Annotated in this window: 19 protein-coding genes; 12 read left to right on the top strand and 7 right to left on the bottom strand. The window is 70.8% G+C overall.

Going from position 1 to position 19662, the window contains the following annotated elements; all coding sequences use genetic code 11:
• Positions 1–24 precede the first annotated feature (24 nt).
• Together ACIBI9_RS40615 and ACIBI9_RS40610 are read left to right on the top strand one after the other, a co-directional pair.
• On the top strand, positions 25–1035 hold the full coding sequence (locus ACIBI9_RS40615) for a LacI family DNA-binding transcriptional regulator (RefSeq protein WP_397230548.1): 1011 nt from the start codon (positions 25–27) through the stop codon (positions 1033–1035).
• A 67-nt stretch (positions 1036–1102) separates the two neighbouring features.
• A complete protein-coding gene (locus ACIBI9_RS40610; protein WP_397230546.1) occupies positions 1103–2896 on the top strand; it encodes a DUF2264 domain-containing protein in 1794 nt (597 codons plus the stop codon).
• Between the two features lie 27 nt (positions 2897–2923).
• On the opposite strand, the gene ACIBI9_RS40605 is transcribed toward ACIBI9_RS40610, so the two are convergent.
• Positions 2924–3850, bottom strand: coding sequence for a LysR family transcriptional regulator (locus ACIBI9_RS40605; RefSeq protein ID WP_397230543.1), 927 nt, complete (start codon positions 3848–3850; stop codon positions 2924–2926).
• Positions 3851–4083: 233 nt separating this feature from the next.
• On the opposite strand from ACIBI9_RS40605, the gene ACIBI9_RS40600 reads away from it, so the two are divergent.
• From ACIBI9_RS40600 to ACIBI9_RS40585, 4 genes are read left to right on the top strand one after another with little or no spacing between them, the layout of a single operon-like run.
• Positions 4084–4971, top strand: coding sequence for an ABC transporter substrate-binding protein (locus ACIBI9_RS40600; protein WP_397230542.1), 888 nt, complete (start codon positions 4084–4086; stop codon positions 4969–4971).
• Positions 4968–5819 (top strand): amino acid ABC transporter permease, encoded by an 852-nt coding sequence (locus ACIBI9_RS40595; protein ID WP_397230540.1) that lies wholly within the window; start codon positions 4968–4970, stop codon positions 5817–5819. The genes ACIBI9_RS40600 and ACIBI9_RS40595 overlap by 4 nt, the downstream gene beginning before the upstream one ends.
• Positions 5816–6580, top strand: coding sequence for an amino acid ABC transporter ATP-binding protein (locus ACIBI9_RS40590; protein ID WP_397230538.1), 765 nt, complete (start codon positions 5816–5818; stop codon positions 6578–6580). The genes ACIBI9_RS40595 and ACIBI9_RS40590 overlap by 4 nt, the downstream gene beginning before the upstream one ends.
• 22 nt (positions 6581–6602) lie before the next feature.
• A complete protein-coding gene (locus tag ACIBI9_RS40585) occupies positions 6603–7736 on the top strand; it encodes an NAD(P)/FAD-dependent oxidoreductase (protein WP_397230536.1) in 1134 nt (377 codons plus the stop codon).
• Between the two features lie 46 nt (positions 7737–7782).
• On the opposite strand, the gene ACIBI9_RS40580 is transcribed toward ACIBI9_RS40585, so the two are convergent.
• Positions 7783–8706 carry a hypothetical protein gene (locus ACIBI9_RS40580; RefSeq protein WP_397230534.1) on the bottom strand — a complete coding sequence of 308 codons (924 nt, stop codon included), beginning with the start codon at positions 8704–8706 and terminating at the stop codon, positions 7783–7785.
• Positions 8707–8714: 8 nt separating this feature from the next.
• On the bottom strand, positions 8715–9464 hold the full coding sequence (locus ACIBI9_RS40575) for a DUF6345 domain-containing protein (RefSeq protein ID WP_397230532.1): 750 nt from the start codon (positions 9462–9464) through the stop codon (positions 8715–8717).
• 271 nt (positions 9465–9735) lie between these two features.
• Here ACIBI9_RS40575 and ACIBI9_RS40570 point away from each other — a divergent pair, with 271 nt between their 5' ends.
• Complete coding sequence (locus tag ACIBI9_RS40570; RefSeq protein ID WP_397230530.1) at positions 9736–10572, top strand: NAD(P)H-binding protein; 837 nt, start codon at positions 9736–9738, stop codon at positions 10570–10572.
• Positions 10573–10581: 9 nt separating this feature from the next.
• Here the strand turns inward: ACIBI9_RS40570 and ACIBI9_RS40565 are convergent, their stop codons facing one another.
• On the bottom strand, positions 10582–11541 hold the full coding sequence (locus ACIBI9_RS40565; RefSeq protein WP_397230528.1) for a helix-turn-helix transcriptional regulator: 960 nt from the start codon (positions 11539–11541) through the stop codon (positions 10582–10584).
• Positions 11542–11622: 81 nt separating this feature from the next.
• Between ACIBI9_RS40565 and ACIBI9_RS40560 the strand changes: the two genes are divergently transcribed.
• A complete protein-coding gene (locus ACIBI9_RS40560) occupies positions 11623–14247 on the top strand; it encodes a hypothetical protein (protein ID WP_397230526.1) in 2625 nt (874 codons plus the stop codon).
• A 23-nt stretch (positions 14248–14270) separates the two neighbouring features.
• Positions 14271–14909, top strand: a complete 639-nt coding sequence (locus tag ACIBI9_RS40555; RefSeq protein ID WP_397230524.1) for a hypothetical protein — start codon at positions 14271–14273, stop codon at positions 14907–14909.
• Between the two features lie 12 nt (positions 14910–14921).
• On the opposite strand, the gene ACIBI9_RS40550 is transcribed toward ACIBI9_RS40555, so the two are convergent.
• Both ACIBI9_RS40550 and ACIBI9_RS40545 read right to left on the bottom strand, forming a co-directional pair.
• The gene (locus ACIBI9_RS40550) at positions 14922–15704 is read right to left on the bottom strand and encodes a pentapeptide repeat-containing protein (RefSeq protein WP_397230522.1); all 783 of its coding nucleotides are present in this window, start codon (positions 15702–15704) and stop codon (positions 14922–14924) included.
• Positions 15705–15899: 195 nt separating this feature from the next.
• A complete protein-coding gene (locus ACIBI9_RS40545) occupies positions 15900–16508 on the bottom strand; it encodes a dihydrofolate reductase family protein (RefSeq protein WP_397230520.1) in 609 nt (202 codons plus the stop codon).
• Between the two features lie 233 nt (positions 16509–16741).
• On the opposite strand from ACIBI9_RS40545, the gene ACIBI9_RS40540 reads away from it, so the two are divergent.
• Positions 16742–17938: a serpin family protein gene (locus tag ACIBI9_RS40540; RefSeq protein ID WP_397230518.1), complete on the top strand. Its 1197-nt coding sequence runs from the start codon at positions 16742–16744 to the stop codon at positions 17936–17938.
• 103 nt (positions 17939–18041) lie between these two features.
• Here ACIBI9_RS40540 and ACIBI9_RS40535 read toward each other — a convergent pair whose 3' ends face one another.
• Positions 18042–18326: a hypothetical protein gene (locus tag ACIBI9_RS40535; protein WP_397230516.1), complete on the bottom strand. Its 285-nt coding sequence runs from the start codon at positions 18324–18326 to the stop codon at positions 18042–18044.
• A 190-nt stretch (positions 18327–18516) separates the two neighbouring features.
• Between ACIBI9_RS40535 and ACIBI9_RS40530 the strand changes: the two genes are divergently transcribed.
• Both ACIBI9_RS40530 and ACIBI9_RS40525 read left to right on the top strand, forming a co-directional pair.
• A complete protein-coding gene (locus ACIBI9_RS40530; protein WP_397230514.1) occupies positions 18517–18930 on the top strand; it encodes an RNA-binding S4 domain-containing protein in 414 nt (137 codons plus the stop codon).
• Positions 18931–18997: 67 nt separating this feature from the next.
• Positions 18998–19642 (top strand): CGNR zinc finger domain-containing protein, encoded by a 645-nt coding sequence (locus tag ACIBI9_RS40525; protein ID WP_397230512.1) that lies wholly within the window; start codon positions 18998–19000, stop codon positions 19640–19642.
• Positions 19643–19662: the final 20 nt, after the last annotated feature.

Raw genomic sequence — 19662 nt, 5'->3', positions numbered from 1 at the left:
GCTCCACAGGGGGAGGAGGAGCGGGTGCGTAATCTGCGGCAGGGCCGCTCGGCCCGGGTGACGATCAGCGACGTCGGGGCGGCGGCGGGGGTGTCGGCCTCGACGGTCTCCCGCGTGCTCAACGGCACGGCCAAGGTCGACCCCTCGCTGGCGGCACGCGTCCACGACGCGGTCAGGCAGCTGGGCTACCGTCCCAACGCCGCTGCGCAGGGGCTGGCCCGCGGGGAGTGGGGCACCATCGGCGTGCTGGTCCCCAACCTGGCCAACCCCTACTTCCCCGACGTGCTCAAGGCGGTCTCGGCCGTCGCCCGCTCCCACGGGCGCCGCGTCATGGTCATGGAGTCGGACGACGATCCCTCGATCGAGCACGACCTGGTCGAGGACCTGATGCGCAGCTGCGACGGGGTGCTGCTCTGCTCCTCCCGCATGGAGCGCTCGGACCTGGTCGTGCTGACCGCCCGCGACCACCCGCTCGTCCTGCTCGACCGGATCGTCCCCGGCATCGCCGCGCCCGCCGTCTCCGCCGACTTCTTCGGCGGGATGATGCTGATCTGCGGCCACCTGGCGCAGCTGGGCCACCGCCGGGTCGCCTACCTGAGCGGTCCCGAGGTGTCCTGGGCCAACGCCGAGCGGATCAGGGCGCTGGAGGCGGCCAAGGCGTTCGGCATCTCCGTCACGATCCTGCCGTGCGGGTCCACCAGCCGCGCCGGGTACGACGCCGCCGCCGAGGTGGCCGGCACCGGCGCCACCGCGCTCACCAGCTACAACGACCTGGTGGCCCTGGGGGCGGTGACCCGGATGCGCGAGCTCGGGGTACGGGTCCCCGAGGATCTGTCGGTGGTCGGGTTCGACGACATCGCGCTGGACCACGTGGCGCACACGAGCCTGACCACGGTGTCGGTGCCCCGCGGGCAGCTCGGCAGGCAGGCGGCCGAGATCCTGGAGGCCCTCATGACCGAGGGGCACGACGGGGAGCCGGTCTGCCTGCCGATGGAGTTGCACGTCCGCGACAGCACCGCACCGCCCCACTGTTGACAAGTACGGCCGGCGACGGGAACCCTGTCTTCCAGAAAGCGCTTTCCCAGCGGAGGAGAGAGAACCCGTGGACACCGACGACCGCGCAGGGCGGCCTGGCAGCGACCGTGACGATCTGAGGGATCAGGTTCTGGACCTGGTCACACCATTGATCACCAGGTTCGGCCCGGGCGGGGGGCGGCTGCGGCTGGGGTTCAACACGGCGCACTACGACCAGGCGGCATCGGAGCTGGAAGCGTTTGCGCGCCCGCTCTGGGGCCTGGCGCCGCTGGCGGCGGGCGGCGGGGCGTTCGATCACTGGGAGCTCTGGCGCGCCGGGCTCGCCGCCGGGACCGACCCCGAGCACCCCGACTACTGGGGCGCGGCCTTCGACCGCAACCAGCGGCTGGTCGAGACCGCCGCCATCGGCCTGGCGCTCGCCCTGGCCCCCGAGCAGGTCTGGGACCCGCTGACCGGCCGGCAGCGCGACACGGTGGCCGCCTGGCTGCGGCACGCGGTCACCGTGGAGCCCAACGACAACAACTGGCTGTTCTTCCCCGTCATGGTGGGGCTCGGGCTCGACCGCGTCGGGGTCGCCCACGACCGCGACGCCAACAGGGCCAGGCTCGACCGGCTGGAGGAGTTCGACCTCGGACGCGGGTGGTACTCCGACGGGCCCAAGTGGCAGCGCGACTACTACATCCCGTTCGCCATGCACTACTACGGCCTCATCTACGCGGCGCTCGGCGACGACCCGGGCAGGGTCGGGCGCTTCCGCGCGCGGGCCGCGGCGTTCGCCCAGGACTTCCAGCACTGGTTCACCAGCGAGGGGGTCGCCGTTCCGTTCGGCAGGAGCCTGACCTACCGCTTCGCGCAGTCGGCGTTCTGGGGGGCGCTGGCCTTCGCCGGGGTCGAGGCGCTGCCCTGGGAGGTGACCAAGGGCCACCTGCTGCGGAACCTGCGCTGGTGGGGCGGGCAGCCCATCCGCGACACCTCAGGGCTGCTCACCATCGGCTACCGCTATCCCCAGCCGCACCTGGCCGAGCAGTACAACGCGCCCGGCTCGCCGTACTGGGCCATGAAGGCGTTCCTGCCGCTCGCCCTGCCCGCGGAGCACCCGTTCTGGGCCGCCAAGGAGGCCGACGCGCCGCCACTGCCCGAGGTCAGCACCCAGCCGGAGGCGGGCGTGGCGCTGCTGCGCTGCGAGGAGGGGCGGCACGTGGTGCTGCTGAGCGCGGGGCAGCACGCCCCGTGGATGCGGCACGGCGCGGCCAAGTACGCCAAGTTCGCCTACTCCACGCGGTTCGGCTTCAGCGTGCCCGCCGGGACGCTGGGGCTCGAACAGGGCGCCTTCGACAGCACGCTGGCGCTCAGCGAGGACGGCGAGCACTGGCGGCCGTGCGAGCTGCCGCAGGACGCCTCCGCCGCCGACGGTGTGCTGCACGCGCGCTGGACGCCCTGGGACGACGTGGAGGTCGAGACCTGGCTCGTGGCGCTGCCCCCGTGGCACGTGCGGGTGCACCGGATCAGGACCGGGCGGGCGCTGCGCACGGCCGAGGGGGCCTTCGCGGTCGACCGGGACCGGCCGCCGGCCCGGGTCGACACCGGTCCCGGGCGGGCCAGGCTCGACTCGCCGAACGGCCTGTGCGTGATCGAGGACCTGTCCGGCGGGCGGGAGGGAGACCTCGTCACGGCCCTGCCGGGCACCAACGTGTTCGCCCCGCGCACCCTGATCCCCACGCTGAAGGGCGACCTGCCGCCCGGCGAGCACCTGCTGGCCTGCGCGGTCATCGGTCTGGAGGCGGCGGAGGGGAGCGAGTGGCCGGCGCCTCCCACGTGGGAGGCCGTCGAGCCGCTGCTCGGCCCGGCGGCGCGGCCGTGATCGTGCAGGCCGTGTTCCGCGCTGGGCTCACACGGCGATGGGGAGGTCCGCGCGCTGGTGCAGGGATTCGGCGGCGTTGATGAGCATGCTCGTCGCGTGGCCGAGCAGGGGGTTGGGGTCGGTGGCGCGGCACACGGTGAAGACCCTGCGGACCTGGGAGGGGTCGCCGAGCCGGAACACGCACACGTCGCGCGACTCGATCATCGCCAACTCCGGCACGATCGCCACCCCCAGCCCCTTGCGTACGAGCTCGAAGGGCAGGTTGTAGTCGTTGGTGCGGAACAGCACGTCGGGGTCGAAGCCGCTGGCCGCGCAGATGTGCGACAGGTTGAGTGAGGCGTCCATCCCCTCGGTGTAGGAGATCCACCGCTCGGCGGACAGCTCGCCGAACTGGATGCGCTTGCGACCGGCCAGCCGGTGGCCGGTCGGCACGAGCACGTAGAGCGGCTCCTCCATGATCAACGTCATGGTCAGGTCCTTCGGCCAGTTGTGCGGCACCATGCCGTACTCGAAGACCACGGACAGGTCGAGCCGCCCCTCGTTCACGGCCGGAATGGTCCGGTGCGGATCGCCCTCCTCGTACCGGATGTCCACGTTGGGCCGGTCGCGGAGAAACTCCGCCAGTACGGCGGGCACCAGCCGAAATCCAGCGGACCAGAAGCTGCCGAGCCGCAGCCTGCCCCGGTGGGTGGTGGCGAAGGACCGCATCTCCTCCTCCGCCGCCTCGAGGTCGGCCAGCAGCCGGGCGGCCTTGCGGGCCAGCTCGGCCCCCGCCGCGGTGGGCCGGATGCTGCGCGGCAGCCGCTCGAACAGCTGGACGCCCAGGGTCCGCTCCAGCGAGGAGACCTGCTGCGAGATGGCCGACGGGGTGAACCCGAGGCGCTTGGCGGCGGTCCTGAGCGAACCGGTGGCGACCACCTCACGGATCGCCTGAAGCTGGGCGGGGGTAAGCATCGGCCCAACTTAACAGTCGGGCGATAAGCATCACCAGACCGCGAACCATCTTGGGGCGAGACGATCGATCACCTGGGCGGCGAGCTGGGGAGGTCGAGAAAGAGGATAAGGAGGACTGAACAGGATGTGCACCAATGCGCATGCTCGCTTACCTTGTCGTATCTAAACGGACCCCCAATATTGGTGTTTACGGAACGTAGTAGTACGAAGCGCGAAAGGTGGTGTCCTGCGCCATGCGGTTCACCCAAGCAGCCGCCGCATTCGGCCTGGCGGGACTCCTGTCCCTGACAGCCTGTTCCGGAGGCGGCGCCTCCCAGGCGGCCGCCCCGGCACAGCAGAAGAACCAAGAACTGCACGACCTGTTGCCCGACAAGATCAAGAAGAGTGGCACGCTCAACGTGGCGGCAGGTCACAACTACCCGCCGCTGGTCTTCCTCGACACCGACAACAAGTCGGTCATCGGCCTCGAACCCGAGCTGATGAAGGCCATCGGCCAGGTGCTCGGCGTCGAAGTGACGTTCAGCCAGGCCAGTTTCGACAGCCTCATCGCCGGCGTGCAGGCACGCCGCTACGACCTGGCCATCCAGGCGATGCTCGACAAGCCGGAACGCCGCGAGAAGGTCACCTTCGTCGACTACTTCAAGACCAGCAGCTCGCTCCTGGTCCAGGAGAAGGACGCTCAGACGATCAAGTCGCTCGACGATCTCTGCGGGAAGACGGCGGCCGTCGAGCAGGGCACCGCCCAGGCCGACGACGCCGAGCAGCAGAAGAAGAAGTGCACGGACGCGGGCAAGCCGGCGGTCCAGGTGCTGGTGTTCCCCGACACGGTCGGCTGCCTGCAGGCCGTCTCCACCGGCCGGGCCAACGCCTTCATCGGCGGCACGCCCACCATCACCTACCAGGCCGAGCAGTCCGGTGGCCGGATGAAGCAGGTGGGCGAGCCCTACCGCTTCCTGCCGTACGGGATCCTCGTCAACAAGGAGGACCAGAACCTCTCCAAGGCCGTGCAGCAGGCGCTGCAGAAGCTGATGGAGAACGGCTCCTACGCCAAGATCCTCGACAAGTGGAAGATGTCGTCGGGCGCCCTCGACAAAGCCGTGATCAACGGCGGCGAGTCGTGACCACGACCGGGCAGACCGCTCCCCCGGCTCCCCGGGAGCGGATCCAGGCCGTCCCGCTCCGACATCCGGGGCGTTGGGTGAGCGCGGCCGTCCTCGGCTTCCTGGTGATCTTCCTGCTGCAGGGCTGGCTGGCCAACCCGCGCATGGAGTGGAAGGTGGTCGGCGAGTACCTCTTCTCCCCCGCGGTCCTGAGCGGGCTCGGCACCACGCTGCTGCTCACGCTGCTCGCCATGGTCGTCGGCGTCGCGGGCGGCATCGTGCTGGCCGTGCTGCGCATGTCGCCCAACCCGTTGCTGGCGTCGCTGAGCGCGTTCTACATCTGGATCTTCCGCGGCGTGCCGCTGCTGGTGCAGCTGCTGTTCTGGTACTTCCTGTCCGCGGTGGTGCCGAGGATCGGGCTCGGCGTGCCCTGGGGGCCGACGTTCTTCGAGGTCGACACCAACCTGATCATCACCCAGCTCGCCGCCGCGGTGCTGGGGCTCGGCCTGCACGAGGCGGCCTACATGGCCGAGATCGTGCGGGCCGGCATCACCTCCGTCGACCACGGTCAGACGGAGGCGGCCCACGCGCTGGGCCTGACCCGCTTCCAGACCCTGCGAAAGATCATTCTGCCCCAGGCCATGCGGGTCATCATCCCGCCGACGGGCAACCAGGTGGTCTCGATGCTCAAGACCACCTCCCTCGTCTTCGCCATCGCCGTGCCTGAGCTCCTGACCTCGATCCAGGGCATCTACTCCAGGAACTTCCAGCAGGTCCCGCTGCTCACGGTCGCGTGCTTCTGGTACCTCGTGGCCACGACCGTGCTGAACGCCGGGCAGCACTACATCGAACGCAGGTTCAGCAGATGAAGACCCTCATCCGCGCGGAAGGCGTGCACAAGCGGTTCGGGACGCTCGACGTGCTCAAAGGCATCGATCTGGAGGTCACGGAGGGAGAGGTGCTGGCCGTGATCGGCCCGTCGGGGTCCGGCAAGTCCACCTTCCTGCGCTGCATCAACCACCTCGAACGCATCGACGCCGGCCGCCTCTACTTCCGCGACCACCTGATCGGCTACGAGGAGCGCGACGGGAAGGTCTACGAGCTGCCGGACAAGGCGATCGCCGCCCAGCGGGTGGACATCGGGATGGTCTTCCAGCGCTTCAACCTCTTCCCGCACATGACCGCGCTCGAGAACGTCATGATGGCGCCGATCATGGTCAAGAAGGAGCCTAAGGCCGAGGTACGCGAGCGCGCCCACGCCCTGCTGGCCAGGGTGGGGCTGGCCGACAAGGCGAACAGCCGCCCCGACCAGCTGTCCGGCGGCCAGCAGCAGCGCGTCGCCATCGCCCGCGCCCTGGCGATGCGGCCCGACCTCATGCTGTTCGACGAGCCGACCTCGGCCCTCGACCCGGAGCTCGTGGGCGAGGTCCTGGACGTCATGCGCGACCTCGTACGCCAGGACGGCATGACGATGATCATCGTCACCCACGAGATGGGATTCGCCCGGGAGGTGTGCGACACCATCGTCTTCATGGACGACGGGGTCGTCGTGGAGTCCGGGCCGCCCGGCGCCGTGCTCGGCGAGCCCCGGCACGAGCGCACCCGGGCATTCCTCAGCAAGGTTCTCTGACTCCCGAAGGAAAGATATCCACGTGTCCCGCGTCATCGTTCTCGGCGCCGGAGTGCTCGGTGCCTCCGTCGCCTACCACCTGGCCGTCGCAGGGGCCCAGGTCGTCGTCATCGAGGCCGGCGGCCCCGCCGCGGGAACCTCCAGCGCGACCTTTTCCATGGACGTCACCCATCTGAAGACCCCGCGCGCCTACTACGAACTGAACCGCGCCAGCTCCGCCCTGCACGCCACGCTGGCCGAGGAGCTCGGGGGCGCGTCGTGGCGGCACCCCATGCCCGCCATCCAGTGGGGCGACAGCGAGGAGAGCCGGCGGGGGCTCAGGGAGCGGGCCGAGCGCCTCAGGTCCTGGGGGCACCCCTGCCGCATCGCCGACCCGTCCGAGCTGCGCGAACTCGCCCCCGCCGTCGACCCGGCGGCGTGCACGGCGAGCGAGCTCGTGGTCCACGACCAGAGCGCCTGGTACGACGCCCCGCTCTTCGTCCAGCGCCTGCTCGACCGCGCCGCCACGCTCGGCGCCGACATCAGGTACGGCCTGCGGGCGCAGGCGCTGATCCGCCACGGCGACGCCGTCACCGGTGTCGAGACCGGCACGCGGCGCTGGGAGGCCGACTGGGTGGTCAACTGCACCGGCCCGGACGCCGACCGCATCGCGGCCCTGGCCGGCACCGACCTGCCCATGACCCGGATCCCCGGGCTGGTGGGAGAGAGCACCCCGGTCCCCGGCCTGCGTCTCGACGCCATCCTGGCCACTCCCGAGGTGGACCTGCGCCCCGCCCCCGGAGACCGGATCTGCTCCATCTCCTGGCCCGTGGACGCGCTGCTGCCCGGCCAGAGCGACGACGCCCTGGCCGAACGGTTGCACGCCGGCGGGCAGCGCGTCCTGCCCGCGCTGCGCACCGCCCGGCTGGCCGGTGTGCGCCTCGGCGTCCGGCCCGTGCCGGCGGACGGGCTGCCGCTGGCGGGCACGCACCCCGACGTCCCCGGCCTCTACCACCTCGTCACCCACAGCGGCGTCAACCTGGCGCCCGAGCTCGGCCGGCTCGTGGCTCAGGAGATCATCGACGGCGACGGCCCCGACCTCGCCGGATACCGCATCACCCGCGGCGTCGCGGCGTCCGTACAGGACGAGAGCCTGACCCTCATGACCACCCGCTGACCCCGCCCGAGGCCGCATGCGCAGTGTGCGGCCTCGGGGGCGTCCGTCATCCCCTTGACGGGGCGGACGAACGCTGGCCGGCGGGCAGGCGGACGAACTGATCCTCGGTGCCCGGCACCGCGATGACGTGCGCCGACGCCTCGGCCTCCGGCCGGTCGACGGAGATGCTCGCGACGTAGAACGGGGCCAGCACGGCTTGCGACCGGCGCCGGCCGAGCGCCAGGTAGCCGAACCGGAACCACTCCGGCACCAGCCGGACGTCCTTCAGCTCCTCCAGGTCGCCGAACGCCTTGACGATCCGGCCCGCGACCTCTTTCGCGGCGGCGGCCGGCCGCCGCGACTCGGGCGTCGCCACCGTCCGCCCGCCTCCGTCGTCCACGAACCGGCGGGCCGAGACGCTGACCGACGCCAGCCGGCCGGCGGCGGCCAGCTCGACCGTGGCCGAGGCCCGGCCGTACACGGGGAGGCCGCGCGTGACGTGGCGGAACGCGCCGATCGCGCGGCACAGGACGGCGCCGGACACCTTGCCGGACCGGTCACCGCCCGCCGCCTTGATCCGCCAGAGGCGTTCGAACTCGAGGTCGTCCTCGGCGGGCAGCAGGCCGGCGATCCCGAGACGCCCGCTGCTGTGCCCGAGCAGCGCGACCAGGTCTTCATCGCCGGGGTCGTCCTTGAAGACGTCCTCGAAGGGCGCCAGATTGAGGCGGACGGACATCGAGCCCGAGGCGTGGAACCCCGTGGCCAGCAGGCGGCCCGGCACGCGCATCGTCGTCCGTATGTCCTTGGTGACCACCTCGGGGCGCTGACGCTCGATGCCGGCGACGTCCGCCACCGTCCCCACGAGCTTCGCCAGGCGCTCCTGGATCACGCCCGGGTCGGGCTGGGCCAGCGCGACCACCTCTACGGTGTCGGGCACGTCCCCCGCCATGGAGGTGAGCTGCTCGGCCAGCTTGTCCGCGTATGCAGGCATGTCTACTCCTACCCTTCGGCCCAGCGCCAGAGCAGGCACGCCTGCTGCGCGGGAGGCAGATCAGGGGACACCGTGCCGTGACCCCACAGGTGGTCGCGGTTGTGCGGGCTGAGCTCCCAGCGGATGTCCCCGCCGTTCCAGGTGCTCGCGTCGCCGGGGCCGACCACCACCGGGTGGTTGTCCACCCACCAGTCGGACACCCCGTCGATCCACGAATCGGCCACGGTGTCGCCGTCCGTGAGGTTGTCGCCGACGTCTTCACCGCACTCGTCCGTCGTGCTGCCGTCGTACATGTTGTCGAAGGCGCCGCAGTAGAGGTGGAGGCCGTCGAAGATGTTCCAGAGCCCGGTGATCGTGGACAGCGGCGCGGTGTCGCACGAGTACGCCATGATCCATTCGGCGTTCCAGTTCTCCCCCAGCTGCCAGGTGCCGGAGAAGGTGCGCCACTGGTCGCGGGGCACGTCGTAGAGCAGCCGCGCCTGGCCGTCGCCGGTGTGGTTGCCGTGCGTCTCGATCCAGAAGATGTCGACGTTGTCGACCCAGTTGCGGTCGTCGCCGCCTGTGTCGGTGTCCTGGATGTCGTTCTCCCAGGCGTTCTGGTTGGCCCAGTAGAACGCCTGGGTGTGACCCGCCGCGGACAGTTCCCGGGCGAAGCCGTTGCTGCGGTTGAAGGTGTAAGTGAGGTCCTCCGCGGTGCTGATGCCGTTCGCGCGGGCGTTCCCGAAGTTCCTGATCGCCTCGATGCCGTACGTCGCCATGGCACTCCCTCGTCCGATTCGACGACGCTATGCGCGGCGGCCGGCCGTACGCGTCGGGGAGGCACCTAGGGATTACCCCAGCACGGCCTCCTCCTCGCAGCGGACCGTGACCACCGACTCGAACACGTCGCACACCGTGAACCCGTGGTCGAGCGCGTTCATCCCGTTCCACGTGCAATGAGGACCGGTCCTGTCCTCCTTGGCTGGCAGAGTATTCATCACCAGGGCAGCGGATAACCGGTCCCGCCCTTCGTACATCTGTGGAGTGAGCATGTTTCTGGTCACCGGCGCCACCGGCAACGTCGGACGCAACGTCGTCGAGCGGCTCCTCGACCGTGGTGAGAAGGTGCGCGCGCTGGTGCGGGATCCGCGGCGGGCGAACCTGCCGGCCGGCGTCGAGCCGGTGGAGGGCGACCTGTCGCGCCCGGACACCCTGGCCGCGGCGCTCGACGGCGTCACCGCGGTGTTCCTGTTCGCGGTGCCCGGCAGCGGGCCGGCCTTCGTCGAAGCGGCGCAGCGGGCCGGCGTGGAGCGCGTGGTCCTGCTGTCGTCCAACGGAGTCGACGACACCGCCGCCGAGCAGGCCAACCCGATCGCGGCCTACCACGCCGAGATCGAGCAGGCGCTGCGCGCCGCTGACCTGAACTGGACGTTCCTGCGTTCGGCGCACATGGCCACCAACGCCCTGCCCTGGGCGGGGCAGACCCGCGCCGGCGACGTGGTGCGCGCCCCCTACGCCGGCGCCACCAGCGCGCCGATCCACGAGGCCGACCTGGCCGAGGTCGCCGTCGTCGCGCTGACCGAGGACGGCCATGCCGGTCAGGTGTACGCGCTCAGCGGCCCGCAGTCCCTGACCGCCGCCGAGCAGGTCACGCTGATCGGCCAGGCGCTCGGCCGCCCGCTGGTCTACCAGGAGCTGACCCCCGAGGTCGCCCGGGAGCAGATGAGCCGGTTCATGCCGCCGTTCGTCCTGGACACCCTGTTCGAGCAGTGGGAGCAGTCGGTCGGCCGGCCCGCGCAGGTGTACGACACCGTCCAGCGGCTCACCGGCCGCCCGGCCCGTACGTTCGCCCAGTGGGCCCTCGACCGGGCCGCCGACTTCTCCTGAGCGGTCCCGTCAGTCCTCTCGAAGGGCTTGGCCGATGCGGGCGTGCAGCATCCTGAAGCGCTCGACGAGCTCGGCCGGTTCGTGGACGGTGAAGTCGAAGCCGAGCAGGGTCACGTGCAGGGCCAGCCCGTCGAGGGAGTTGGAGCCGGCGCGCAGGGTGCAGGTGCGCTCGTCGACGGCTTCGACCACCCCGGCGTCGGCCGGCACCCGCTCGGCGACCTGGGCCGCGGGGGCGTGCATGGTGAACCGCGCCTGGTAGCGGTACCGGTCCACGCCCACCTTCCAGGACGCGTACCCGCCGATGTCGTCGGCGGGCGGCTCGCGCGGCGTGAACCGCGGACCGGACGGGGTGCGCGGCCGCAGCCGGTCGAGGCGGAAGGTCCGCCAGTCGGCCCGGTCGAGGTCGTAGGCGACCAGGTACCAGCGGCGGCCGGCGTGGACCAGCTTGTGCGGCTCGACCGTACGGGTGGTCTCGGTGCCGTCGTGACTGCGGTAGTCCACCCGCAGCCGCTGGTGATCGCGGCAGGCGGCGGCGATCGTGGTCAGCAGCTCCGTCGAGACCACCGCGACCGGCCGGTGCTGGGCCACGGTGGCGGCGTCCAGCGCCGAGACCTGGTAGCGCAGCCGCGGCGGCAGGATCTGCTCCAGTTTCGCCAGGGCCCGCACCGACGTCTCCTCGATCCCGGCCACCGTGCCGTTCGCCGCGGTACGCAACCCCACCGCGACCGCCACGGCCTCCTCGTCGTCGAGCAGCAGCGGCGGCATGGCGGCCCCGGCGCCCAGCCGGTAACCGCCGATGTTCCCGATCGTGGCGTGCACCGGGTAACCGAGCTCGCGCAGCCGGTCGACGTCACGGCGCACGGTGCGCACCGTCACCCCCAACCGGTCGGCCAGCTGCGGGCCGGACCAGTCGCGGTGCTGCTGCAACAACGACAACAAACGAAGCAACCGAGCGGACGTTTCCAGCATGCCTGCATTGTGCCTCGCAACGAGGACCGTTTTCGTCCTCCTTTGACGCGCCTGTGGTGAATGCTCGTACGATCACTGGGCATGAAGATCCCCGACTCGCCCGAGACCGGACCCGAGGCGTTCGAGGCGGCGCTGCGGGCCGCGGACTGGACCGCGTTCGCCCCGGAACGCGACCTTGTCCCGCTGCGCGCCGCACTCGCCGAGCTGGAGCGACGCCACGGTGTCGTCGACGCGCACCGGTACGCGACCGAGCGGATCCGGGAGCACGGTGCGCTGCTGCGCCATCCGGACGTCCACCAGGTCGAGATCACCGCACAGGCGCTCAGCCCGTCCGGCCGGTATCTGGCCGTGGGCGACTTCGGCGGCGACGACTACGACCGTGGAGCCACCCTGCAGATCTGGGAGGTGACCACCGGGCGATGCGTCAACGTCATCGACTGGATCGAGGGCGGGATCGGGTGGCCCGGCTACGGCGAGGTCATCCAGTGGTCGGCGGACGAGTCGCGCCTCGCCCTGGCCTACCGGTCGAACAACGTGGGCGTCTGGGATCCGTTCGGCGAGGAGAACCAACCCGTCGGGACCGCTCGCCTCACCTACTCGGGACGTCCGGATCCGTTCGCCCTCGCGCCCGACGGCGTGCGCGCCTACGTGCTCCAGGAGGCCGACGCGAGCGCTCACGGCGCCGTCGTCCCGCTGGACGGCGGGGAGGTCTGGCCGGACGACCCCAGGATCGAGCCGCTGTCGGACGGCGACCGGTTCGTCCTCGATCGGGTCGTCTGGTCGCGGGACGGCCGGCGGCTCTACGGAAACCTGCACGACGGGCGGGTCTGCTCGATCGACGCCGCGTCGGGCCGCGTCACCTGGACGGCCGAGGGCGACCGGAACTACAAGTGGCCGACCGCCGAGTGGAGCCGTGACGAAAGCCTCCTCGCCTTCCACCACGACGGCCGCCTGGTGATCGCGGACGCGCTCACCGGCCGGCGGGTGTCCGAGGGACCCGGGTGCGCCAAGGTGACGTTCATGTCGTGGGGGACGCGCCTGGCGATCGTCGAATGCGGTTCGCGCGTCGCGGTCGTGGACAGGACCGGACAGCACCGCTACGACCTCGACGTCGCACCGCGGTCGCCGAGTTACGACCTGGACGTACGGTCCTGGGCCTGGGAGCCGGACGGCGAGCGTGCCGCGTGCCTGACCGTCGACGGCCGCGTCGAGATCTGGTCGCTCGGTGATGAAGGAGGCGAACGGCTGCGCTCCTTCGACGCGCCCGCCGAGGCCACGGGGGTGCACTGGGGCGCCGACGACGTGCTCGTGCTGCTGGGTGCGGCGGTGCTGCGCTTTCTGCGCGCGGACTCCGGCGAGGTGATCGGCGACTTCAGGCTACTGCGGCAGCCGTCCGCGCCACGTCCCCTCGCGCTCGACGACGAGGACTTCGGGGCGGACATGTACCCCGAGCCGAACCCCACGTTCGCGCTGGACGACGAGACCTGGGCCGCCGCCCTGCTGCCCGGGATCGTGATCGCCCCTCCCGGACGGGACGACGACCTGGCCGCGGCCCTCGCGTGGGCGGTCGCCGGGCGATTCGCCTGGCCCGTGCACTGGGGCGAGCTGGAGGTCGTCCCCGACGCGCCCGCCGCGGCCGAACGCGTGCCCGAGCCGCTGTTCGAATACCTGGAGCCGTTCCGGGGCCGGACGATGCCGGACCCGGGTCCTCAGGAGTGGCCGCCGCCCGACACCGCCACCGTCGACGACCTTTTCCGGGCCTTCCAGGAGGCGGTCGTGGCGTACGGGGTTGACCGCCGCAACACCTGGGCCGGTGAGGCGCTCCACGCCGCGGCCGTGATCAGGGCGCTGCGTGGGGAGACGGCCGGGGCGCTGGAGCTGATCGGGACGTTGCCCGAACATCGCCGGCCGCGTGTCGCCGCCGAGGTGGCGATGCTGCTCGCGGCCTCGGGGCTGGAGGACGACGCACGTTCTGTCTTCAGCCGTACCGACGGAATGTGGGGTGAGTCCGCCTCGACGGCGGGCTCCATGGGCGCCGTCCATGCGCTGCTGGGCGACGGCGCACAGGCCGACGCGTGGTTCGACCGGGCCCGGGAGAAGCTCCGCGAGAAGGGCGGCGGCTGGGACCACCGCCTCCCGGTCGTCCGGGCACTGATGGAATGCGGCCGTGGCGACGAGGCGCGCGCGCTGCTCGCCGAGGGCACCGGCGCTGCCGGCGACGACGTCGGCATCCCGTTCCTCGGCTACCTGCTGCGCAAGGGCAGGGTGGAGCTCGCCGAAGAGTTGCTCCGGTCCGGTGACGGCTGGTTCCGGGGCTGGGGCGCGCAGCGGCTCTTCGTCGAGCACGGCCTGCCGCGAATGCTCGTGGACTGGGGTGAGCGCCACAACTGCTGGGTGGAGGAGGCTGTGCCGATCGCGGAACGCAACGCCGCCCACGGCCGCCCGGCCGGGCCCGGCGACGCGGACATCGAGGCCCTCGCGCAGGCGCGTGCCGAGCTGCTCCGCATGCCTCTGGGACGCCGCCACAGCCCGACGGTCAAGCTCGCCGTCCAAGCCGCCGAATGCCGCCACCTGAGCGCCGTGCTCGCCCTGCTCCCCGAGCTGCCGATGCCGTCGTACGGTGGCATCAGCTCGCACGACCGCCCGTGGGTCGCCTCCACGGCCCTGCGAATCGTCACCACCGGCGTCGACGTCGACCCCTGGTGACGGGAAGGGCGTACCAAGGCTTCTTGAACAAAGCCGCTCCCGGCAGCGTCAAACGCTTCATGATCAGCGTGACACTCTCCTTCCTGCTGGCCCTCTCCCCGGCGGCCGTGACCGATATCCCGAAGAACTTCCTGCTCACCGAGAGCGAGGCGCGCAAGCCCCAGCCCGCCAATGTGGCGTCCGAACAGGGCTACAAGATCAGCGACAAGCTCACCGACCCATTGGAGCTGAACCCGTGCTGGCACCGGAACGCCGCTGACCGCGGCAGGGTGGCGGCCCGCACGATCACCCTCTGGACCAGCGCCCCCAGCAACTCCTCCGAACAGCTCGTCCTCTACAAGACCCCCCGTGCCGCCCATGCCGCGCTCACCCGCCTGCGCACCGAGGTCAAGCGGTGCGCGCGCAAGGGCGACCCGTCGTCGCCCGAGCTCGAGATCAGGTGGCGGACGAGCAAGGTCAAGGTGGGCGATGAGGCCATGGGGATGGGGTTCGAGACCGTGCAGGACGGGAGCGTGAACGACACGATCAGCGGTGTCGTGGCGCGCCGAGGCAGCGCCCTGATGATCTACACGACCACCTTGGGAGGCTACGAGCCCGGCGGGCTGACCAAGGCGGCCAAGAAGATGGCCGCCAAGGTGTGCAAGCTGCCTGGCGTCTGCTGACGGCTGCGGGGCCTACTCGGCGTCGGCCGGTGAGCCGTTCTCGGCGGGCGCCGGCCGGACGGCGAGCTCTCCGTAGGCCCTGATCCGGACCGGCGGAAGCGACCGTAGCCGGGCAGGTGTGATGCGGGAGGCATCGAAGCCGTCGGGCCAAACGGTGGTCTCGTCGAAGACCACGCGTTTCAGCGAAGCACCGGTCAGGACGGCGCCGGTCAGCGTGGCTCCACGCAGGTCGCCGTAGTCCAGGCGAGCGCCGCGCAGGTTCGCGTTGCGCAGATCGGCCTTGGTCAGGTCGGTGCCCCGCAGGTCGATGCCCTCGGCGATGACTCCGGTCAGGACCGCGTCGCGCAGGTCGGCCTGATAGAGGATCGCGTCGGCAAGGACCGCCCCGGCCAGTCGTACTCCGGTGAGATCCGCGCGAGTCAGGTCGGCTCCGACGAAAGAGGCTCCGGTCAGATCGCTGAAATGGAAGTCCGCGTCGCGCAGCCGTGCGGAGGCGAGGTTGGCCTTGGGTAGGACCAGGCGGTCGAGGCGGAGCACCTGGCCCCGGACCGTGTCCCGGCGGCCGAGGACGGTCAGTGCCGCGTGGATGTCAGGGGCGCGGAGGGAGAGGTTGACAGAGCTGCCCGCCGCTGTGGTGGCGTGACGCGCGTGCTGGGTGCCGCGTTGTGGCTCGCAGGCTCGGTTGCCGATGAACGCGGAGAGGATCTCCCCGATGGTCCGGCGGTCGGCCGTGGAGGAGCGGGAGATGCGTTCCAGGGCATAGATGCCACCCGCGGACGTCCACGCTCGGGTCACCCAGGTGTGCTATGGCGGCGGCGAAGGACTCGGTGGCCTGCCCGTGACGGCTGAGCTGTAGCTGGCGCCAGGTGAGATAGGGGGCGCCGTCCAAATGGCTTCTTCATCTGTCCGGCGGCTCTCCGATCGTCACCGACTTCTGCGGACCGTGGCGCCGTTCGGAGGGGAACGGCGCCACCCGCGCCTGGTACTTGCCTACTGCTCGTCCTGGGGCAGGTGGGCCTTGGCGTCGTCGTAAGAGGCGGCACCGCTCGCCCCGGCGGGCCGGTAGACCAGGTACAGCACACCCGTCGTGAACGTCTCGGACTTGATCAGCTCCAGAGGGATGGAGTCGTCCCCCTCGTCGAACAGGCGCTCGCCCTTGCGGACGGCGATCGGGTGCACCAGCAGGTGCAGTTCGTCCAGCAGCCCCGCGGCCAGCAGCTGGCGGACCACCGAGACCGAACCGCTGATGGCGATGCGGCCGCCCGGCTCGTTCTTCAACGCGGTCACGGCCTCGACCAGGTCGCCCTGGAGCAACTCGGAGTTCCGCCAGCTGAACTCCAGGGGCTGGCGCGACACGACGATCTTCCGCGCGTCACCGAGCGTCTTGGCGAAGCCGGCGTCTTCGCCGCCCTCCGCCTCCCGCTCCGGCCACGCTCCGGCGAAGCTGTCGTAGGTCTTGCGCCCGAGGAGCAGGGTGTCGGCCATCTGGCTGCCCACGGCGGCGCCCATCTCGTCGTTGAAGTACGGGAAATGCCACTGCGCCGGCTCCTCGACGACCCCGTCGAGCGAGATGAACAGGCTGGCAGCGATCGTCCTCATGATGGTCCTCCAAGGAAGGGGGCGGGGCCGTCCGCCCCGGCCGCTCTGATGTTCTGTAGCCTCGCGGAACAACCTTACGGATCTCTTAAGGTCTCCCTTCGGGACGCACAGCGACAAGACATCACAAACCCATGTTTTGCCGCCTGTACTCGGCAGCGCGAGGGACCAAAGCCGTGTAGACCAAGGCAGAAATGTCCTCGCCCAAGGCTTTTGACCCCTGTACGGTCACCCGCATGAACTGGCAGCACGACTCGGTAGCCGCGGCGAATGCGCTGACCACCCGATGGGTGAAGAACTGTTCGGGTGAGTCGGTCGTGATGGCCGGCGCAGGAGCCTGGCCACTGCTGGCCCACCTGGCATCGGCCGCCGAGGGACGAGGGCGCGCAGAACTGCAGGAAGCCGTCGGGACGGACGCCGCCACCGCGTCCCAGGCGGCCCGAGCCGTACTGTCGATCATGGACGGGTCCACGGCGATCCGGTCGGCGCTGGGCTTGTGGACCCGGCCGAACCTGCCGCTGCATCCGGCCTGGATCACCACGCTTCCCGCAGGCATGCACGGCGAACTGACCGCGGACACCACCGCGGACCAGCTCCGGCTCGACGCCTGGGCCAAGGAGCAGACCGGTGGGCTCATCCCCGACATGCCCCTCCAGCTGACCGACCACGTGCTCCTCGTCCTGGCCATGGCGCTGACCGTTCGCACCACGTGGCTACGCCCGTTCACCGACGGCATCGACCTGTTCGAGACCGGCCCGTGGGCCGGCCTCGAGATCCACGTCCTACGCCGCAGGACCCGCATACTCGACCGGGCCAGGGTCGCCGACACCCCCGCCGGCCCGCTGACCGTGCTTCGCGTCATGGGCACGGGTGGAATCGACGTTCATCTCGTTCTCGGTGACGAATCGATGAAACCCGGCCACGTCCTCACCGCGGGTATCGACGTACTGGCCGGACGCCACCCCGCCACCCCGGCCGGCCTCCTGCCTGCGGGCAGCCCCGGCCCCGGAATGACTGTCCGTCACGTCCGCGACCACGCCCCTGGCGACGTACTGAACGTCACGGTCCCCCGCTTCACCGTCACCTCCACGCACGACCTCCTGGACCTGCCCGAAGTCTTCGGCCTGGCAACGGTGACCGACGTAACCCGCGGGCACTTCCCCGGCATCAGCGCCCTGCCCCTCGCCGTCACCCACGCCCGGCAGAACGCCATCGCCAGCTTCCAGGCCACCGGCTTCGAGGCCGCCGCGATAACCGCCCTCGGCGCCGTCGCAGCCGGAATAGCCCCACCACCGCCCTACCGCGTCAGGCGCATCGACCTCGACTTCAGCCATCCCTTCGGATTCCTCACGGTCGACCGCCGAAGCCGCCTCATTCTGACCGCCGGCTGGATCGCCGAACCCGAAATCCAGCCCGAGGACCCCGGCAACTGAGCTCCGCACTGAGTCATCGGCCCGACGGTGAAGTCATTCGGAGACCGCGAACCCACATCCGCCCCGGACGTGGGAACAAAGGCAATCGGGTGACGGAAAGCCACTACCCGGACGCTACAACCTCGCCGGCCGTGACTTGAGGAGGGTTCGGATACAGGGAGGCAAGGCGGTCCCGCACGAAGTCCGCAGCCATCTTGGTTGATTCTTCGGCTCCAGCTTGATCTTCGAAGACGCTGGTGGAGACCATCACCCCATCCCCAGCGTCAACCCAGTAGTAAGCCACGAACCCGGGGACCGGGCGAATGAGCGGGACGAACTCTTCACTCACTCGGCGTCCGGCCTCAGCGGGATCGGTTATCCCCTCATATCGCCGCACCACTGCGTACATAGCCGATCTCCTCCCGGGGGCCCAAGATCGCCCCATAAGGGAGGAGGTACCCCCACCGTGGGCCCCATGAAGTCAAGGGTCTGTAATGAATGAACACGCTCAGGACCACCCGGCTGGCGGCGCGCGACGACGCTCGGTCGCCTGCTCTCGTGCGATCGACGGGTGTCACCTCACTCAGTACAGTGTCGGGATGTCAGGTGAGCAGGTGAGTGCGCGGGTGGACAGCTGGATCTGGTCGGTGCGGCTGACCAGGACTCGTTCGATCGCGTCCGACGCCTGCCGGGGCGGTCACGTCCGGGTCAACGGGGTGCGGGTCAAGCCCGCGCACGTCGTCCGGGTCGGTGACGAGGTCCGGCTGCGGCACGAGGGGCGTGAGCGCATCGTGGTCGTCTCCCGGATCATCACCAAGCGCGTCGGCGCCGCCGTGGCCGCCGAGTGCTACGTCGACAAGAGCCCTCCGCCCCCTCCGCGCGAGGAGGCCGTGACGGTGGCCGTTCGGGATCGCGGCGCGGGACGTCCCACCAAACGCGAACGCCGCAGCATCGACAAGCTGCTCGGGCGCCCGACGGTGGAGGAGCGGGGCCGCCGGACACGCCCGGAGTGATCGGTCCGCTCCGCCCGGGTCAAACGGAGGCTACCATCTAAATAACTTTTATAGGTAGCATAGCTTCATGGATGTGTCCGAGCTGCCGCTGGTGGGCGGTCACCCGGCCCTGGATCTGGTCAACACCGTGGAGCGGGGCGTCCCGGCCCCCGGCTCGGAGCCGCGCGACTACGTGGCGGAGCCGGCCACGCTGCTGCTCTGGGCGGGCCGCGCCGGTTTGATCGACGACCCGGACGCCCGGACGGTGGCCGAGACATGGGATCGCGACCCCGGCGCGGCGGCGGCCGCGCTGGACGCCGTCAGGGACATCCGGGAGGCGCTGCACACCGCGCTCCTGGCGGCGATCGACGGCGCGGACCCCGGCGCCGCGCTCGATCGGCTGCACGGCAGGTGGCTCTCCGCGGTGGGCCGGTCCAGGCTGGCGCCTGATCCTGGGGGCACGTACGCGGCGCGGCTCGTGGCCGGGATCGTCCCGGCCTCGCTCGTGCCGGACCGCGCCGCGCACGCCGCGCTCGACCTCCTGCGCACCGCCGATCTCGGCCGCGTACGCCGCTGCCCGACCGAGAGCGGCGGCTGCGGGTGGATCTTTCTCGACCGCAGCCGCAACGGCTCCCGCAGATGGTGCCGGATGGCCGACTGCGGAACGGACGCCAAGTCACGCCGCCTCACCGAACGCCGCCGGGCCGCCCGGCAGGGCACCACCACCCCCTAGCGCATCCGCTACCGGCAAAA

The sequence above is a fragment of the Nonomuraea sp. NPDC050451 genome (genome assembly GCF_044458585.1).
The sequence above is the reverse complement of the archived record's forward strand: the minus strand, read 5'-3'. Positions and strand labels throughout refer to the sequence as shown.

What these genes read in the sequence shown, in the direction of transcription:
- ACIBI9_RS40605 (WP_397230543.1), bottom strand. Translation starts at nt 3,850, where the DNA reads ATGCTTACCCCCGCCCAGCTTCAGGCGATCCGTGAGGTGGTCGCCACC.
- ACIBI9_RS40600 (WP_397230542.1), top strand. Translation starts at nt 4,084, where the DNA reads ATGCGGTTCACCCAAGCAGCCGCCGCATTCGGCCTGGCGGGACTCCTG.
- ACIBI9_RS40590 (WP_397230538.1), top strand. Translation starts at nt 5,816, where the DNA reads ATGAAGACCCTCATCCGCGCGGAAGGCGTGCACAAGCGGTTCGGGACG.
- ACIBI9_RS40580 (WP_397230534.1), bottom strand. Translation starts at nt 8,706, where the DNA reads ATGCCTGCATACGCGGACAAGCTGGCCGAGCAGCTCACCTCCATGGCG.
- ACIBI9_RS40575 (WP_397230532.1), bottom strand. Translation starts at nt 9,464, where the DNA reads ATGGCGACGTACGGCATCGAGGCGATCAGGAACTTCGGGAACGCCCGC.
- ACIBI9_RS40570 (WP_397230530.1), top strand. Translation starts at nt 9,736, where the DNA reads ATGTTTCTGGTCACCGGCGCCACCGGCAACGTCGGACGCAACGTCGTC.
- ACIBI9_RS40565 (WP_397230528.1), bottom strand. Translation starts at nt 11,541, where the DNA reads ATGCTGGAAACGTCCGCTCGGTTGCTTCGTTTGTTGTCGTTGTTGCAG.
- ACIBI9_RS40560 (WP_397230526.1), top strand. Translation starts at nt 11,623, where the DNA reads ATGAAGATCCCCGACTCGCCCGAGACCGGACCCGAGGCGTTCGAGGCG.
- ACIBI9_RS40545 (WP_397230520.1), bottom strand. Translation starts at nt 16,508, where the DNA reads ATGAGGACGATCGCTGCCAGCCTGTTCATCTCGCTCGACGGGGTCGTC.
- ACIBI9_RS40540 (WP_397230518.1), top strand. Translation starts at nt 16,742, where the DNA reads ATGAACTGGCAGCACGACTCGGTAGCCGCGGCGAATGCGCTGACCACC.
- ACIBI9_RS40535 (WP_397230516.1), bottom strand. Translation starts at nt 18,326, where the DNA reads ATGTACGCAGTGGTGCGGCGATATGAGGGGATAACCGATCCCGCTGAG.
- ACIBI9_RS40530 (WP_397230514.1), top strand. Translation starts at nt 18,517, where the DNA reads ATGTCAGGTGAGCAGGTGAGTGCGCGGGTGGACAGCTGGATCTGGTCG.
- ACIBI9_RS40525 (WP_397230512.1), top strand. Translation starts at nt 18,998, where the DNA reads ATGGATGTGTCCGAGCTGCCGCTGGTGGGCGGTCACCCGGCCCTGGAT.